10 protein-coding genes, 1 tRNA gene and 1 pseudogene are annotated in these 15815 nt (G+C 68.0%); 2 read left to right on the plus strand and 10 right to left on the minus strand.

Features of this window, described 5'->3' with window-relative positions:
• Positions 1-598: 598 nt before the first annotated feature.
• The 3 genes from D1643_RS03655 to D1643_RS03665 all read right to left on the minus strand — a co-directional run bounded on the left by D1643_RS03655 (position 599) and on the right by D1643_RS03665 (position 1866).
• A tRNA-Met gene (locus tag D1643_RS03655) sits at positions 599-675 on the minus strand.
• Between the two features lie 127 nt (positions 676-802).
• On the minus strand, positions 803-1282 hold the full coding sequence (locus tag D1643_RS03660; RefSeq protein WP_160708742.1) for a universal stress protein: 480 nt from the start codon (positions 1280-1282) through the stop codon (positions 803-805).
• Positions 1283-1521: 239 nt separating this feature from the next.
• On the minus strand, positions 1522-1866 hold the full coding sequence (locus D1643_RS03665) for a rhodanese-like domain-containing protein (RefSeq protein WP_160708744.1): 345 nt from the start codon (positions 1864-1866) through the stop codon (positions 1522-1524).
• Positions 1867-2202: 336 nt separating this feature from the next.
• On the opposite strand from D1643_RS03665, the gene D1643_RS03670 reads away from it, so the two are divergent.
• The gene (locus D1643_RS03670) at positions 2203-2997 is read left to right on the plus strand and encodes an amidohydrolase family protein (RefSeq protein ID WP_160708746.1); all 795 of its coding nucleotides are present in this window, start codon (positions 2203-2205) and stop codon (positions 2995-2997) included.
• Positions 2998-3155: 158 nt separating this feature from the next.
• Here the strand turns inward: D1643_RS03670 and D1643_RS03675 are convergent, their stop codons facing one another.
• Entirely contained in the window at positions 3156-4472 is a 1317-nt protein-coding gene (locus D1643_RS03675; protein ID WP_160708748.1) for a hemolysin family protein, read from the minus strand.
• Positions 4473-4790: 318 nt separating this feature from the next.
• The gene (locus tag D1643_RS03680) at positions 4791-5591 is read right to left on the minus strand and encodes an SDR family NAD(P)-dependent oxidoreductase (protein ID WP_160708750.1); all 801 of its coding nucleotides are present in this window, start codon (positions 5589-5591) and stop codon (positions 4791-4793) included.
• A gap of 337 nt (positions 5592-5928) precedes the next feature.
• Between D1643_RS03680 and D1643_RS03685 the strand changes: the two genes are divergently transcribed.
• Positions 5929-7845, plus strand: coding sequence for an MDR family MFS transporter (locus D1643_RS03685; protein WP_201750948.1), 1917 nt, complete (start codon positions 5929-5931; stop codon positions 7843-7845).
• A gap of 38 nt (positions 7846-7883) precedes the next feature.
• Here D1643_RS03685 and D1643_RS03690 read toward each other — a convergent pair whose 3' ends face one another.
• From D1643_RS03690 to D1643_RS03710, 5 genes and pseudogenes are all read right to left on the minus strand, one after another.
• Complete coding sequence (locus D1643_RS03690; protein ID WP_236643355.1) at positions 7884-9407, minus strand: basic amino acid/polyamine antiporter; 1524 nt, start codon at positions 9405-9407, stop codon at positions 7884-7886.
• A gap of 205 nt (positions 9408-9612) precedes the next feature.
• Positions 9613-12387 (minus strand): o-succinylbenzoate synthase, encoded by a 2775-nt coding sequence (menC, locus tag D1643_RS03695; RefSeq protein WP_160708754.1) that lies wholly within the window; start codon positions 12385-12387, stop codon positions 9613-9615.
• Positions 12388-12399: 12 nt separating this feature from the next.
• Entirely contained in the window at positions 12400-13239 is an 840-nt protein-coding gene (menB, locus tag D1643_RS03700) for a 1,4-dihydroxy-2-naphthoyl-CoA synthase (protein WP_160708756.1), read from the minus strand.
• 848 nt (positions 13240-14087) lie between these two features.
• Positions 14088-15044 (minus strand): alpha/beta fold hydrolase, encoded by a 957-nt coding sequence (locus tag D1643_RS03705; protein ID WP_160708758.1) that lies wholly within the window; start codon positions 15042-15044, stop codon positions 14088-14090.
• A 13-nt stretch (positions 15045-15057) separates the two neighbouring features.
• Positions 15058-15815, minus strand: a pseudogene (locus tag D1643_RS03710) (hypothetical protein); the annotation flags it as partial.

Here is a 15815-nt window from a genome sequence, read left to right on the forward strand (position 1 = left end):
CGCAAGATCGGCGTCTATGTCCACTGGAACGGAGGCCGTGACACGATTCAGCCTCTCCTCAAGTACTACGAGCTGAAAGGATACCGTCCGCCAAGCTCCGACTCATACGGCTGGGCTCGCTTGTGCCAAGTGCTGGGCAACTTCTTCGGATGATGCGCCAATGGGCGGGAAGGTAGGAGGGCAAGGCATCCGGCTTGCCCCGCCGCCACACGCAAGCCTGGCTGGCGGGGTGTGCCATTAGGTTCGGCCTATTGTCACATTGGTTGTGCCATTGTGTGCCATTGTGTGTGCCATTGGGTTCAACCTAATGTCACATTGCCAACGCAGAATGGGTCGGTGCAGAGGGCCGGCTCCGCGTTCCATCTTGTCGAAGAAGCCAACCACTTCGTCTGATTTGTGCCATCAGGTTCGGCCTATTGTCACATTGTGGCTTGCCCCCGCCACATGCAGGCCTGACTGGCGGAAGGGGGTGTGCCATTAGGCGCAACCTGATGGCACGTTGTCCTGATGGCACGTTGTCCCCATGGGGGGTGCCATTAGGTGTGACCCTTTGTCACTCGTCACAAAAAAGGCCAGCGCGTGGCTGACCTGGGAAAGTTGGTCGCGGGGGCAGGATTTGAACCTACGGCCTCCGGGTTATGAGCCCGGCGAGCTACCAGACTGCTCCACCCCGCAATGTATGTGCACCCTTAAAGGCAAGGAGATATATTACGCGCCTCGTCCCGCCAACGCAACCTTTAGCGAGGCTGCGCCGTCAAACGACACAATTCCTGCACATTAGGGGCATCGCGCGGGCAGGGGGCTACTTCACGGTGAGCACCGGCACGTCCGCCTCGTGGAGGACGGCGTAGCTCACGCTTCCGAGCATACCGCGCAGGGCGCCCAGGCCTCGGCGGCCCATGACGATGATCTCGCAGTCGTTCGCCTCGGCGTAGTCGCAGATGCCATCGGCCACCTTGCCGCTGATGACGGCGCCCACCTGCACGTCGCAGGCCACGTCATCCAGGCACTCGCCGAGGGCCTCGTTCAGGTCGTCCATCGCCGTCGCCTTGGCGCGCTCGATTACGCGCTCGTACGACTCCATATCCGGAAAGATCAACGGCGTGGCCGAGCCCGGCCCCGCCGGCGCCTCCAGTTCGGCGGCCACGGCGCCGGCCGGCACCACGGTCAGCACGTGCAGCACGGCGGCAGCGTCGTCGGCGATCAGCTTCTTCGCCACCTCGAGGGCGTTCTGGGACGGCTCGGAGCCATCGAAGGGCACGAGGATCCTCTTGTACAGCATCGCTTCCCCTTTCCTCGGATGCATTCGCTGATGCTCAGCGTAAGCGTTTTCCACGCAAGATGCGAGAACCGTCGCGAAGTTGTGAGGAAGAGGCGAACGTGTGATCCGCCCTCGGCGGCACGCGCAGCGCCCCCGAGCAGCGAACCGCCCTCCCCGCCTACCCCCGGCCGTCATGCCGCCAGGCCCCGCGTCAAGCGCCCGCTCGCAACGGAACGCTTGACGCGGGCGGACGAGGCGACCTAGTTCTGCGCCACCTCGTAGGGCCACGCGCTGATGCCGCCCTCCATGTCGTAGACGCAGGTGTAGCCCAGGCTCTCCAGCTCCCGAGCCGCCAGGGACGAATGCACGCCGGTCTGGCAGTACACCACCACCGGCGTGTCAAGCGCGCCGATGACCTCCTCGGCCGACTCCGCGTCGATATCGGGCAGCGGGTAGTCCACCGCGTCGACGAGGTGCCCGCGCCGGTACATGCCCTCCGGGCGCACGTCGATGACGCGCGGATGCTGCCCCTCGATCATATCGTGAGCCTGCTGCGGCGTGAGCCTGGTGATGTGCCCCGCCTTATCCTTCGTTGCCTGAGCCATGAATGCTCCTCACCTCGGTAGACGCCACGTCCTTCGCAGTGGCCGCGAGCGCGGAGCCAGGCCGAAGCAGGGGCCGACGCCGAAAATGATGCAGCCGCGAGCTTCGGATTTCCGCGCTGTCCCCGATTCTAGGCATCGCGCGCGCAGACGCACCTCTACAATCACAGGCGTAAGCATGAAGTAGAGCTTCCGTTAGGCGTCACCCGCGCGTGTCGGAAGAGCGCCGCTCGGCAACCGAATCGTTGCGCAGGCGCCCCCTTCCCGCACTCCAGCCGCGACCATTCTGTGGACGCGCCGCCATCGGGGACGACGTCGGCGGACACCCCAGGAGCGCCCATGACCGTCATCGACTGCCACTGCCACATCTACCCCGAGAAGATCGCCGCCCGCGCCGTGGAAAGCGTCGGCGACTTCTACTCCATCGCCATGGATGCCCCGGGAGGCACCGCCGAGGAGCTCCTCGCGCTCTGCGAGGGCACGCCCATCACCCACCACATCGTGCACTCAGTGGCCACCAAACCCTCCAACGTGGAGTCCATCAACGACTTCATCGCCGCCCAGTGCGCCGTGCACCCGCAGTTCATCGGGTTCGCCACCCTGCACCAGGACTACCCCGACCCGGCCGCCGAGATAGAACGCGCCATCAGCCTGGGCCTCAAGGGCCTGAAGCTCCACCCCGACACCCAAGGCGTGGACATGGACGACCCGCGCCTCATGGCCATCTACGAGATCATCGCCGGCCGCCTGCCGCTCATCGTGCACACGGGCGACTACCGCTACGACTACTCGCATCCCCGCCGGCTGAAGCGCATCCTCCACACGTTCCCCGACCTGGTGGTGGACGCCGCGCACTTCGGCGGTTGGTCTGTCTATGACCTGGCGGTCGAGTTTTTGGAGGACGAGCGATGCTTCCTCGACATGTCGAGCGCCCAGGCGTTCCTCGGGCCGCGCCGCACCTACGAGCTCACCAAGCTCTACGGCACCGACCGCCTCATGTTCGGCTCGGATTACCCCATGTGGGCGCCGGCCGAGGAGTTCCGGATGTACGACGCGCTCCCCTTCGCCGACGCCGAGAAGGAACGCCTCTTCCACCGCAACGCCGAGCGCTTCCTCGGCTTCACGGTGGCCTAAACGCGAGGGGGGGGGCGACTCGCCAGCACGCAAGCCGCCCCCCCCTCGCATCGCCGGGCCGCAGCCCACGGCCCACGGCCCGGCGCCTTCCTGTCTCCGCCACGCCGCCGGGCGCGCCCGGCGCCTTCCGGCCCGGCGCCGCCCCGCGCCCCCCGGCGCTACTCCTCTTCCGCCTCCGGCTTCTCCAGCGTCACGGATATCTTGTCGATGCGCAGGCGGTCCATGTCGATCACGCGAAACGTCACCTTCGTCCTCAGCCCCTCGAGCACCACGGTATCGCCCTCGTCAGGAATACGGTCGAACAGCGAAAGCAGCAGCCCGCCGGCGGTCTCGCACTCGGCGGCCTCCTCCGGCTCGAAGCCGATGAGCTCCTCCACCTCGCCGATGGCAAGCGAGCCGTCGATGAGGAACGACCCGTCCGGCAGCGTGATCACCTCGTCCTCGCAGGGATGCAGGTACTCGTCGTCGATGCGGCCGACGATCTGCTCCATGATGTCGCTCATGGTGACGATGCCGGCCGTGCCGCCGTGCTCATCCACCACCACGGTGATCTCGGTGCGCTTCTCCTGCAGCGTCTCGAGCAGACGCGCGATGGGCGCCGTCTCGGGCACTGCGGGAATCTCGCGGATGGGCCACTCCTCCATGGGCGTGTCATCCGGCATGCCATAGAGATCCTTCACGTGCACGAAGCCGATGATGTGGTCCTTGCTGCCGCGACACACCGGATAGCGCGTGTACTTGTACTGACGAATAGTCTCCAGGTTCTCGGCCAGGGAATCCTCCTCGTCCAGCACGATGAGCTCAGTACGCGGCGTCATGATGGCCTCGGCGTCCTTGTCGCCCAGGTCGAAGATGTTGTCCACGAACTCGTTCTGCTCCGGGTCGATGAGGCCGCTCTCGGTGGACTCGTCGATGAGCAGCTTGATCTCGTCACCGGTGTACACCTCATGCTCGTCGGCCGGATCGTGGCCGAACAGGCGCATCACGCCGTTGGTGATGCCGTTGAAGATGACCATCACCGGGTAGGTGATCTTGTAGAACACGCGCAGCGGCGCGGCGGTGATCAGCGCGTACTTCTCCGTAGAGAAGATGGCGAACGACTTGGGGATGAGCTCGCCCACCACCACGTGCAGCGTGGTCACGATAAAGAAGCCCACGGCGATGCAGATGGGATGCACCGCCGCCTGGGGCAGGCCCAGAGCCAGCAGCGGTTCCTCCAGCACGGCAGACACCGCCGGTTCGCCCAGCCAGCCGATGGCCAGCGATGCGAGCGTGATGCCCAGCTGGCAGGCCGACAGGTAGGCGTTGATGTGGGTCGTCACGTCGCGAGCCGCCTCGGCACCGCGGCGCTTCTCGGCCACAGCCATGTCCACCTGGCTGCGACGGACGCGCACCAGCGCGAACTCTGCCACGACGAAGAAGGCGTTCATCAGCAGAAACACCAGAACCAAAAGCAAGTTGACTGCGGTCATCATGAAGGCGTCTACCCCTTTATGTCCAAACTCGGGCGCACCCGGATGGCGCGCCTCAACCAAAAGTAAGCCAACATGCAATCCTAGCGGATTACGCCGTCCCGCAGCGGAATCGCTACATTATTCGCATCCGCCGCGAATTCTCGGGCCCGGGATGCAAATTCGGACGGTTTTGCACCCATCTTGTCGCCCTGCGCGGCCCTGAGAGTTCGATTTCCGCGCTTCTGCCCTCCGTTACCTGGGACTTTTGCCGGAGGCGGTTGCCCAGGCTATCGCCGGAGAGTGCAAAACCGTCAAAATTTGCATCCTGACGCCGTTTTCTTAGGGTCGCAGGCCCAGACCGCCCTCCACGGTGATGGTCTCGCCGGTCACGAACTTGAAGTCGGGGCTCGCAAGCGCCACGCAGACGCGCCCGATGTCCGACTCGGCATCGCCGAAACGCCCCACGGGCGGTACCTGCACGTTAGCGGCAAAAACATCTGGATGGGCCCTCTGGAACTGCTCGAGCTGCATCGTCCAGGCCAGCGGGCACACCACGTTCACGTTGATGCCGTCGGCGGCCCACTCGGCGGCCGCCACGCGCGAGAGCCCGCGGATGCCCTCCTTGGCCGCGGCATAGGACGCCTGCCCCACGCTGCCGGCCAGCGCTGCGCCCGACCCGAAGTTGATGACCGAGCCCTTCGTCTCCTTCAGATGCGGATGGCAGGCGCGCATATAGTAGAAGGTGGCGAACAATCCGGAATACAGCGCCAGCTCGAACTGGTCGCGCGTATGGTCGGCCAGTGCTACGCCGGAGGCTGACGCCTGGGCCACGTTGATGAGCACGTCGATGCGCCCGAATTCGCTGAGGGCGCGATCCACCACGTTCTGCACGATGGCCTCGTTATCGCCATGGGCCGATACGTCGGCGCGCACGGGCACCACCTTCACGGGATACGATGCCTCCAGCTCCTCACGCGCCCGCTCAAGCTTGGCGACGTTACGCCCGGTGATGACGAGGTTGGCCCCCTCCCGCGCGTAGGCGACAGCCGTGCCGTAGCCGATGGAGCCGGGGCGTCCGTTTCCCAAAGCGGCGAATCCGGCGCCGGTGATGATAGCGGTCTTGCCCACTAGGAAGCCCATGGTCTTCGTCCTCGATTCTCGCGCGGCGTAGGGGAATGACGGCGCGCGGCGCCCTGACGACGCTGCTGCTGCCTCCGCCAGTATAGGAAGGCAGCGCGGCGCTCCGCGGGCGGCCGGGGCGGGCGTTGCCCCTCCGTAGCCGCCTCGTTCATGATGCGATGAACCGTCCGCGGCCGCAAACGGCGGCTTCGCCTGACAGTTTCGCCACGTACGGGGCACAGCGATAGCGCATCGGGGGCGCTTTCTGCTATTTTCAGTATTAAATAAGCTAAAAACTCATACCCCTCACCCCTAAGAAGAAGGTCTCACCGTGGGTTTGTCGCGCAAGCAATGGCTGATGCTCATCGTTTTGGTAACCGGCTCGTTCACCACCGTCCTCAACCAGACGCTGGTGACGCCGGCCATCCCCTCCATCATGACGGAGATGTCCGTCGACGCCGCCACGGCCCAGTGGCTCACTACGGGCTTTACGCTGGTCAACGCCATCATGATCCCCATCACCGCCTACCTGCAGGATCGGTTCCCCACGCGCCGGCTGTTCCTCGTGTCCATGGCGCTGTTCGCCGTGGGCTCGGCCATGACCGGCTGCGCCACGAGCTTCCCCGTCGTGCTGTGCGGACGCCTCATCCAGGCGGCCGGCGCCGGCATGCTCATGCCCATGACCATGACAGTGCTGCTCGTGTCGTTCCCGGTGGACAAGCGCGGATCGGCCATGGGGCTCTTCGGCCTGGTCATCGCGTTCGCGCCGGCCATCGGCCCCACCATCGCGGGCATCATCATCGACCGCCTTGACTGGCACATCATGTTCTTCATCGTCACGTTCTTCGCGGTGGTGGTCATCGTGGCCGCCCTATTCCTCATGGAGAACCGGCCGCCCGCGAACAAGGGCGACGCGGTGCTTGACCCGCTGTCGCTCACGCTCTCCACGCTTGGCTTCGGGCTCATGCTCTACGGGTTCAGCGCCGTGGGCACCCATGGGCTCACGGCGTTCAACAGCGCCTGCACGGCGATCGGCATCGTGGGCGTGGCGTGGTTCTTCGTCCGCCAGACGCGGCTTGAGCACCCCATGCTACGTGTCGAGGTGCTGCGCAATCGGCGTTTCCTCGTGGCCACTGTCATCGGCATGCTCGTGCAAGGCGCGCTGCTGGCCGCGGGCATCCTCATGCCCATCTACATCCAGACGCTCATGGGTTACTCGGCCACGCTCTCCGGCCTGGTGCTCATGCCCGGCGCCATCCTCATGGGCGTCATGAACCCCATCGCCGGCAAGCTGTTCGACAAGCACGGCCCACGCAAGCTCGGCGTCATCGGCATGGTGCTGCTCACCATCACCACCTGCGCCTTCGCCACGCTCACCTTCGTCACGCCCATCTGGTTCATCACGGCGCTCTATACGCTGCGCATGTTCTCCATGGCGCTCGTGAACATGCCCATCACCACGTGGGGCATGAACGCGCTCGACAACAAGCTCATGAACCACGGGACGTCGGTCAACAACACGTTGCGCCAGGTGGCGGGCTCGCTGGGAACGGCGGTCATCATCTCGGTGTCCTCGCTCGTGACGAACGCCGCGCAGGGGTCGATGGGCTGGGCCGACGCGCAGCTGCTCGGCATCGACGTGGCCTTCGCCGTGTGCGCGGCGCTCTGCCTCATCGGCGCGGCGATCACCATCGCGCTCGTGAAGGATCGGCCGGCCGATGAGGCCAGCGAGGATCGCGCCGGCGAGCGCCGCTCGCTGCTCGAGTCCATCATGAAGACCGACGTCTACGCCGTGGCGCAGACGGCCACCGTGGCCGACGCCATGCGCCTGTTCGTGGACAAGGGCATCAGCGCCGCGCCCATCGTAGACGGCGAGGGACGGCCCGTGGGCTTCATCTCCGACGGCGACATCCTCAAGCGCCTCTCGCCGCGCAGCGGCTCGGTGATCGACCCCATCGTGATGATCATGAACTCCGCCTACGACGACCGCGACTACAACGAGCGCCTCGAGCAGCTGATGGCCGCGCCCGTGAGCGAGATCGGCGCGCGTCGCTCCATCGGCGTGAGCATCCATGCGTCGTTGCCCGAGGTCTGCCGCGTGCTGGCCGAGAATCACCTGAAGAAGGTGCCCGTCATGGAGGGTGACGTCATCGTCGGCATCATCAACCGAAGCGACATCACGCAGTACTCGATGCAGGCCTACCTCGACCACCGGCCCGACGAGGTGGTTCTCTGCGGCGAAGGCGAGCGCGAGGACTGCGAGCAGCGGGACTGACGCGGGCGACGGCCGCGAGGGGAGCCGGGGCGGCGCCCCTACACCACCACCGCGCCGGTGGCCAGCAGCCAGATGGACACGGCTGAGGCCCCCACGATGATGGCCACCACCACCTTGTCCACAGCGCTTTCCAGGTACTTCTCGCCGCGCTGGCGCTTCCCCCAGATGTAGATGGGGATGCCCGGCAGGTACAGCAGGCTCATCAGCGTGAGCCCCACCGCGCCCGACGCGTACGTCAGGAAGAAGCTGTACAGCACGCCCACGATGCCGAGCACGCGCCACAGCCAGATGGGCGCGTTCAGCTTGCCCGCGAAGGCCTCCTTCTCCGTGAAGGTGAGCTTCGCGAAGTACGCGGCCGACAGCAGGTACGGCAGCAGGATCATGCCAGCCGAGAGCGTGTAGAAGAACTGGTACGAGCTGTCCGAGAACAGCATGGAGATGAGGAACGCCTCGATGATCAGGTTGGTCACCACGAGCGTCACCACCGGCGCGCCGTTCTTGTTCACCTTCGCGAACTGGCGGATGAACACGCCGCCCTCGGCTGCCTCGTAGGGCGACTCGCTGGCGAGCACCGTGTAGCCCAGCATGGCGCCGATGAGCGAGAGCGCCACGCCGAAGTTGATGAGGAACGCGCCCCACGGCCCCACGGCGTGCTCCATGACGCCGGCGAGCGCGGGGTTCTCCAGGCTGGCCAGGTCGGCCAGGGGCATGACGCCCATGGAGAGCACCGACACCATGAGGTAGATGGACAGCACGCAGACGAACGCGATGATGGTGGCCCGCCCTACGTCATGGCTCCGGCGCGCGCGGCCGGATATGGCCACGGCGCCCTCAACGCCGACGAACACCCAGATGGTGACCATCATGGCTGACTTCACCTGGTCGCCGAAGGTGAGCGCCGGGTCGGCGCCGGTGTGGAGGTTGGCCCAGAAGATGTCCGGGTTGAACTTGCTGGCGAAGATGATGGCGGCGATGGCCACGAAGATGGGCACGATCTTGGAGATGGTGATGATGGCGTTGATGGCCGACACTTCCTTGATCCCGCGGCTGACGAGCCACGCGTAGAACCAGATGAGCGCCGACGCCGCGATGACGGCGTAGAGGTCCGTCCCGCGCCCGAAGAGGGGGAAGAAGTACGCGAGCGCGCCGAATAGCAGCGCCGAGAAGCTCACCGTGCACAGAAGCGCGCTGATCCAGTAGCCCCAGGCGCTGTTGAAGCCCAGGAAGTCGCCGAACCCGGCTGATGCGTAGGAGTAGATGCCGCCGCGCATGTCCGGCTTCACCCGCGAGAGCGCGTAGAACGTCATGACCAGGCAGAGCACGCCCACGCCGGAGATGGACCACGCGGTGAGGATGGCCGCGCCCGACGCGCCGCCGGCCGCCTGGTCGCCGGCCAGGGTGAACACGCCGCCACCCACGATGAGGGTGATGACGGTGGTGACCAGCCGGAAGAGGCCGAGCCCCTGGGGGTTGTCGACGGCAGAGGTGCTGAGGGAGGAGGCAGGCGCGTCGGAGGCAGGGGCAGACGAACGCGCGGAAGGCGAGGCGGTGATCATGCTCATGGCAGTTCCTCTCTTCGACCGTACCCCGCGCCAACGAGGGGTACTCGGGAACCATGATAGGCACGATGATCGAATGAGCTCCATCCGAGCGCCAGCTGTCAGCGGGGCGTTGATGACATGAAAACGAGGGAGGCGGCGCCTATGGGGTCGGCCCCTGCGGCGCCCGCCGGCCGCCCCCGCCGGCCGCCCCGCCGGCACCGGGACGCTAGGCGTCGTAGACCACGCGCTTGACCAGCACCTTCGCCAGTGCCTCGCGGTTGAGGTCGCAGCCGATGCCCATGCGGCGGCCCGCGCCGTTCAGGGTGATGTGCCCGCAGTCCACCCCGTAGGCGGGCGTCGTGACGTCCACGGGGTAGTAGCGGCTGGTGCCGCCGATGTCGCCGGGCATGATGATGCCGGGCAGCGTCTGGAAGGCCGCGTGGACGCGCCGGGAGATGCCCGTGTCGTACATGCCGCCCATCCACACCTCACGCCCGAGGGCCTGGGCGCGGCAGGCGAACTCGAGCGCGCGCTGGATGCCGCCGAACTTCCCGATCTTCACGGTAATGCAGCGCAGCTCGGGGCAGGCGAGCGCACGCAGGGCCTCTTCGCCGTTGACGAAGGACTCGTCGAGGCAGATGGGCGTGGCCAGGGTGCGCTGGAGGCTGGCCAGACGGCGGAACGCGCGGTCGCAGCCGCCGATGGCGCGGTCGATGGCGAGCGGCTCCTCGATCCACCCGATGCCGAGCCCATCGTAGGCGCGCAGCTCGTCCACGTCGCAGGCGCCGAAGCTCTGGTTGGCGTCGAGCGTGATGATGAGGCTCGGGAAGGCCTCGCGCACGGCGCGCACGCAGGCCAGCCCCTGGCCGGGAGACACCTTGATCTTCACGCGGCAGTAGCCGGCGTCCACGCAGGAGCGCACCGCCTCCACCGTCTCGGCCGGCGTGCCCAGGCCCACCACAGCGCCGGCGGGCACCTGCGCCATGACGTCGGACTTGAGCGCGGTGCTAGGCCCGTGCGCCTCGCCGCCGGTTAGGCGCTCGCGTTCCGCGCCGATGAGCTGCCAAAGCGGCCGTCCCTCGATCTTGCCGTAGAGGTCCCACAGGGCCATCTCCAGCGCCGAGCAGGCCATGGGGTGCGCAGCGCCCTCGGGCAGCGCGGAGAAGGCGTCGGCCGCGTCGCGCGGGTGCAGGAACGCCTCCGCCAGCACGATGGGGATGAGCGAGCGCTGCAGGACGCGGGCGTCCTCCCCCAGGGTCTCGGGCAGATACCAATCCGTGGAGAAGGCGGTGCACTCGCCCAGGCCGGTGCGGCCGGCGTGGTCGATGGCCTCCACGATGAGCAGGTCGCGATGGGTGAGCGTGGCCTTCGCCGTGCGGAAGGGCGTCTTGAAGGGCAGGCGCACGTGGTAGAGCACCACGCGGCTCACCTCCAGCCGCCGCTCGTAGAGCGCCTCGGCAGCAGCCCGGTCGATCTTGCCCAGCTGCGTCCGTGGCAGCTCGTCCACCACGCACAGGTGCTTGGGCTGGTAGATGCGCGAAAGCCGCCCCGACAGCGCTCGACGAAGCCCGGCGGCCGAGCCCTCGACGGCCTGCGCAGCGGCACCCGCCCCTCCCGCGCCGCGCTCCACGAGCGCCACAGGACGGCGGCCCCAGGTGGCGTCGGGCACGCCGAACACGTAGGCGTCGCCCACCTCGGGCAGCGCACGCAAGGCGTCGGCTATCTCCACCGGGTAGACGTTCTCCCCGCCCGAGACGAACATGTCGTCGGTGCGCTCGCGCACGTAGATGGCTCCCTGGTAGAGGGCTGCCGTGTCACCGGTGAGGAAGTAGCCGTCCACCGTGAAGGCGCCGTGGGCGTTGAGGTAGCCCGAGAACACGCCCGGGCCACGCACGGCCAGCCGCCCGAACCCTGCCTCGTCCGCGTCGACGATGCGCGCCGAGTAGCCGGGCAGCAGCTTGAGGCCGCCCGTGAAGTCATCCGTGACCAGGGTGTTCGCTATCTGGCTCGACGTCTCGGTCATGCCGTAGCTGGCATAGACCCGCGCGCCGGCAGCCAGCGCGCGCCCGACGGTGCGGCTGTTGAGCGGGCCGCCGCCCAGCAGGATGCAGCGGTACCCCGCCAACGCGCCGCGCGTGTCGGCGGCCAGCAGGTCCTGGAGCATCTTGTCCACCACCGACAGGTGCGTGACCCGGCGGCTCTCGGCATCGCGCAGCACGCGGGCCGCGTCGAAGCGCGCGTAGAGGCGCAGGGGCGTGCGGTTGAGCACGCTGCGCACGAGCACCTGGAAGCCACCGATGTGGAACAGGGGCAAAACGCCCTGCCAGAGTCCCGATCCGCGCTGGCTGAGCACGCGGTTGGACGCGCCGGACGCGCCCACCAGCTGGCGCCAGGTGAGGGCGACGGCCTTGGGCTTGCCCGTGGTGCCCGACGTGAACATGACGAGCGCCTTCTGCGCCTCGTCGAACAGGTGGGCCTCGCGCTCGGCGAAGTGGACGGTGTCTTCGATAGCGTCCTGGCGCGCGCCCATGATGACCGACCCGCGCCCGCGGCGGCGCCCGCCCGCGGCCGGGCCCAGCCCGTCATCGGCCACGGCCTCGGCATGTTCCTCGCCCACCGCCAGCAGCGCGCCGGCATAGTCCATGAGCCGCGTCGCCCGCGCCGCGTCCACGCGGCAGGCCACGCGAAGGCCCTCACGCTCAAGCTCGAGCAGGCGCGTGAGCTTCTCCGTCGCCGTCAGCCGGTGGTTCAGGCACACGAGCGAGAACGACCCGTAGGCCGCCGCCAAGGCCAGAAACACGTACTCGGGGCAATTCGGCAGGTCGACTGACACGTAGTCGCCGCGACGCACGCCCTTGTCGGCAAGGCGCCGCGCCACCGCCGCCGAGAGCAGCCGCGCCTGGCGATAGGTGTAGCTGACCTCGCCCCCGTCTTCGTCGACGAAGGAGAGGAACACCTTATCGGGGAAGGTTCTCGCGGTGCTTTCGAAGACGTCGATCATCGGCGAGGGCTATCAGGGGAACTTCGGGAACTGGTCGAAGTCGGGCGAGCGCTTCTCCTTGAACGCGTCGCGCCCCTCCTTGGCCTCGTCGGTGGTGTAGTAGAGCAGCGTCGCATCGCCGGCCAGCTGCTGGATGCCCGCCAGCCCGTCGGTGGCGGCGTTGAAGGACGCCTTCATGAAGCGCAGGGCGGTGGGGCTCATGGCCAGCATCTCGCGCGCCCAGGCCATGCACTCGGCCTCCAGCTGCTCGAACGGCACCACCTTGTTCACCATGCCCATGGCCTCCGCCTCCGCAGCGGTGTATTGCCGGCAGAGGTACCAGATCTCGCGCGCCTTCTTCTGGCCCACCATGGCGGCCAGGTAGCCCGCGCCGTAGCCCGCGTCGAAGCTGCCCACGCGCGGCCCCGTCTGGCCGAACTTCGCCGTCTCCGCGGCGATGGAGAGGTCGCACAGGATGTGGAGCACGTGCCCGCCGCCGATGGCATAGCCGTTGACCATGGCGATGACGGGCTTGGGCACCACGCGGATAAGACGCTGCAGGTCGAGCACGTTGAGACGCGGAATGGAGTCCTCGCCTACGTAGCCGCCGTTGCCGCGGATCTTCTGGTCGCCGCCGGAGCAGAAGGCCTCGTCCTCGTGGCGGCCACCGTGATTGGCGCCGGTGAGGATGATCACGCCGATGGAAGCGTCGTCGCGAGCCTCGGTGAAGGCGTCGTACATCTCGTTGACGGTGAGAGGGGTGAAGGCGTTGCGCCGCTCCGGCCGATTGATGGTGATCTTGGCCACGCCGCCGCAGGTCTCGTAGATGATTTCCCGGTACGGCTTGCCCGGCTGCCAGACGATGTCCTCCATGTGTCCCCTTCCGCGGACGACGCCACATGATGCCGTTTCGCGACCGACAGATTGTGGTCCACGCACGGGCGAAATACTACTGGTTGTGTTGGTTGCACTATAGTAACGCGCTTTTCGTCACGAGACCCCGGCAGAGGGCCATTTTCGCGGCTTTTTCTTGGAGTCTACGCGAATGCGGGTACGTGCGGACGGGGGGGGCGCGAGCGGGAGGTGGGACGTGGGACGTGGGTCGCGGGCGTGCGGGCGGGAGGCGGGACGTGGGTCGCGGGCGTGCGGGCGGGAGGCGGGACGTGGGTCGTGGGACGCGGGGCTCAGCGCGTGGGGCGGGCACGGGGGCACGGGGCTCGGCGCGCGAGGCGGAGCGCGGGGGGCTCGGCGCGGGCGGGACGCGCGGGGCGGGACGCATGAGGCTCGGGCGGCAGATCGGGCGATTTCTGGCGAGCAAATGCGGGTATGCAACATTTCACGACCGCTTTGGGGCCCCAGAGAAGGCTGCGGAAGAGCGGCGCGCGCAGGCAGCTTCGTCTGGCCTGGGGAAATGCCAGCGATGTCCTTTAAGGCCACGGCCACGATGTTGCAGACCCGCATTTGCTCGCCACAAACGGGTCGCTTTGCTGCCCACGCCTGTGCTCATGCCTGCGTCTGCTCCTACCCTGCACCCTGCGCCCGCGCAAGCGCGCAGGGGCCCGCAATCTCGCATTCCGGCGAGGACGAGAAGCAATGACCCCGCCAGCACCTCCGCCACCCCCCCCTCCTAGGAGCACACGGCATTGGCGAGGGGCACTTAAGCACTGAGGAGAGGCCGGGATCCTGCGAGGCCTAAAAGCCGGCGGGGTCGCGATTTTCGCCTATGCGATGGCGGCCACCGCGTCCGCAAAGGCGGTCGGACGCTCCAGGTGGACGCTGTGCCCCGCGCCGGGGACGACACGCGTCGCGCACCCCGCCGCGGCGGCGCGGGCGGCGACGGCCGCGTACTTGGCGTCCAGCTCCCCTGCCACGTAGAGCACCGGCAGCCCGGCCTCGACGGCGGTCGCCAGCGCGGCGAGCGAGCACGCCTCGTCGGCCTGCCGATGCGCCCCGGCGCCCTCCAGCGACAGGGCGAGCGTCTCGGCGTCATTGGCCGCACGGCCCTCCGCCAGCCGGGCACGGACGTCAGGCGGTAGGGAGCGCTGGCTGGCGAACAGCGGCAGGCGCGCCCAGTCCTCCATGAAGGCCGCGGTGCCGCGCGCCCGCGCGTCAGCGGCCCGCGCAGCGTTGCGCCTGGCCAGCGTCTCGCGCGCAGTGGCGTCCGCCGGCCCGAGCCCCGCGCTCTCAAGCACCAGCCCTGCAATGCCCGCAGGCCCCGGCGCGCCTGAGCCCACGGCCTCATCAGAGAGGCCGCGCTCCCCGCCCGCACGCCACGCCGGCGCGATCAGCCTGCGTACGAGCGCCTCCAGCGCGACGCGGCCGCCCATCGAATACCCGACGACCACCGGCGCCGCACCCCTGTGCTCAGCAGACGCCCTCACCTCGTCGGCCAGCAGCGCGACCATCCCCTCAAGCGAGAGCGCCCGCGCGTCGCGGCACCCGCGACGCATGCCGAACCCAGGCCAGTCCAGGGCGCGCGCCGCCACGCCGAGGCCCCCCAGTAGCGCCACGACCTCGTCCCACGTCTGCGCGCTCTGCCCGAACCCATGCAGCAGGATCACGTCGCGCTGCGTGCCCTCGCCCGCATCGGGCGCCGTACCCGCACGTCCCGACGCACCGCATGAGCCGCCACGCGCCTCACCGACGCCACGCGCCGCGCTCTCAGCCCAACCCGCCATCGCCCCTCCTTGATTACCCCTGGTAGGGGGCGTAGCGGGACTTCACGCCCGCCAGCGGGACGGTCACCTCGATGAGGCTGAGGCCCGGGGTGCCGGACAGCTCGTCGTAGGCGGCCACCATGTCCGCCACGCGGCTCACGGCCCGATAAGGCACTGCGAAGGCGTCGGCTGCGTGGCCGAAGCGGGCATCATGCGGCACGAGGAACAGCCGCTCGAAGTACGGTTCCTCCGACTGCTGCGGCAGCATGTCGAACAGCCCCCCGCCGTTGTTGTTGAGCAGCACGATGGTGAGCGAGGGCACCGTGCCATCCGGGCGCGGCGCCGCATGCAGCAGCTCGCGCTGGAGGTGCAGCGCGTTCAGATCATGCAGAAACGTCAGGTCGCCCGTCACGAACGTCGCCTGCGGAAAGGCCCACGCCGCCCCGATGGCCGTCGACGTGACGCCGTCGATGCCGTTCTGCCCACGATTGGCGAGCACCGCCAGCGGACGGTCGCCCGCGCCCGCCTCCGGCTTGAGCAAGAACGTGTCGAGCGCGCGGACGGAAAGCGAGTTGGCCGAGAACAGGAGCGAGCCTTCGGGCACGCGCGCGAGCAGCGCGCTCAGGTAGGCGCCTTCGAACTCGTCGCCCGCCTCGCGCGCCGCGGTGATGCGGGCGCGCTCCGCGTCGTTGAGCGCCACCCAGCGCGCCAGATACGCGCGCTGGGCGCCGACGGGGGCGGGGGCCGCGGGGGCGGGGGCGAAAGCCGCGGGGGCCGCAGCCGCAGGGGCGG

The sequence above is a fragment of the Enterorhabdus sp. P55 genome (assembly GCF_009911695.1).
In the GTDB taxonomy this organism is placed as follows: Bacteria; Actinomycetota; Coriobacteriia; order Coriobacteriales; family Eggerthellaceae; genus Enterorhabdus.

Coding starts and splice junctions, on each gene's coding strand:
- D1643_RS03675 (WP_160708748.1), bottom strand. CDS start 4,472: ATGATGACCGCAGTCAACTTGCTTTTGGTTCTGGTGTTTCTGCTGATG.
- D1643_RS03685 (WP_201750948.1), top strand. CDS start 5,929: ATGCTCATCGTTTTGGTAACCGGCTCGTTCACCACCGTCCTCAACCAG.
- D1643_RS03660 (WP_160708742.1), bottom strand. CDS start 1,282: ATGCTGTACAAGAGGATCCTCGTGCCCTTCGATGGCTCCGAGCCGTCC.
- D1643_RS03705 (WP_160708758.1), bottom strand. CDS start 15,044: ATGGCGGGTTGGGCTGAGAGCGCGGCGCGTGGCGTCGGTGAGGCGCGT.
- D1643_RS03690 (WP_236643355.1), bottom strand. CDS start 9,407: ATGAGCATGATCACCGCCTCGCCTTCCGCGCGTTCGTCTGCCCCTGCC.
- D1643_RS03665 (WP_160708744.1), bottom strand. CDS start 1,866: ATGGCTCAGGCAACGAAGGATAAGGCGGGGCACATCACCAGGCTCACG.
- D1643_RS03680 (WP_160708750.1), bottom strand. CDS start 5,591: ATGGGCTTCCTAGTGGGCAAGACCGCTATCATCACCGGCGCCGGATTC.
- menB (WP_160708756.1), bottom strand. CDS start 13,239: ATGGAGGACATCGTCTGGCAGCCGGGCAAGCCGTACCGGGAAATCATC.
- D1643_RS03670 (WP_160708746.1), top strand. CDS start 2,203: ATGACCGTCATCGACTGCCACTGCCACATCTACCCCGAGAAGATCGCC.
- menC (WP_160708754.1), bottom strand. CDS start 12,387: ATGATCGACGTCTTCGAAAGCACCGCGAGAACCTTCCCCGATAAGGTG.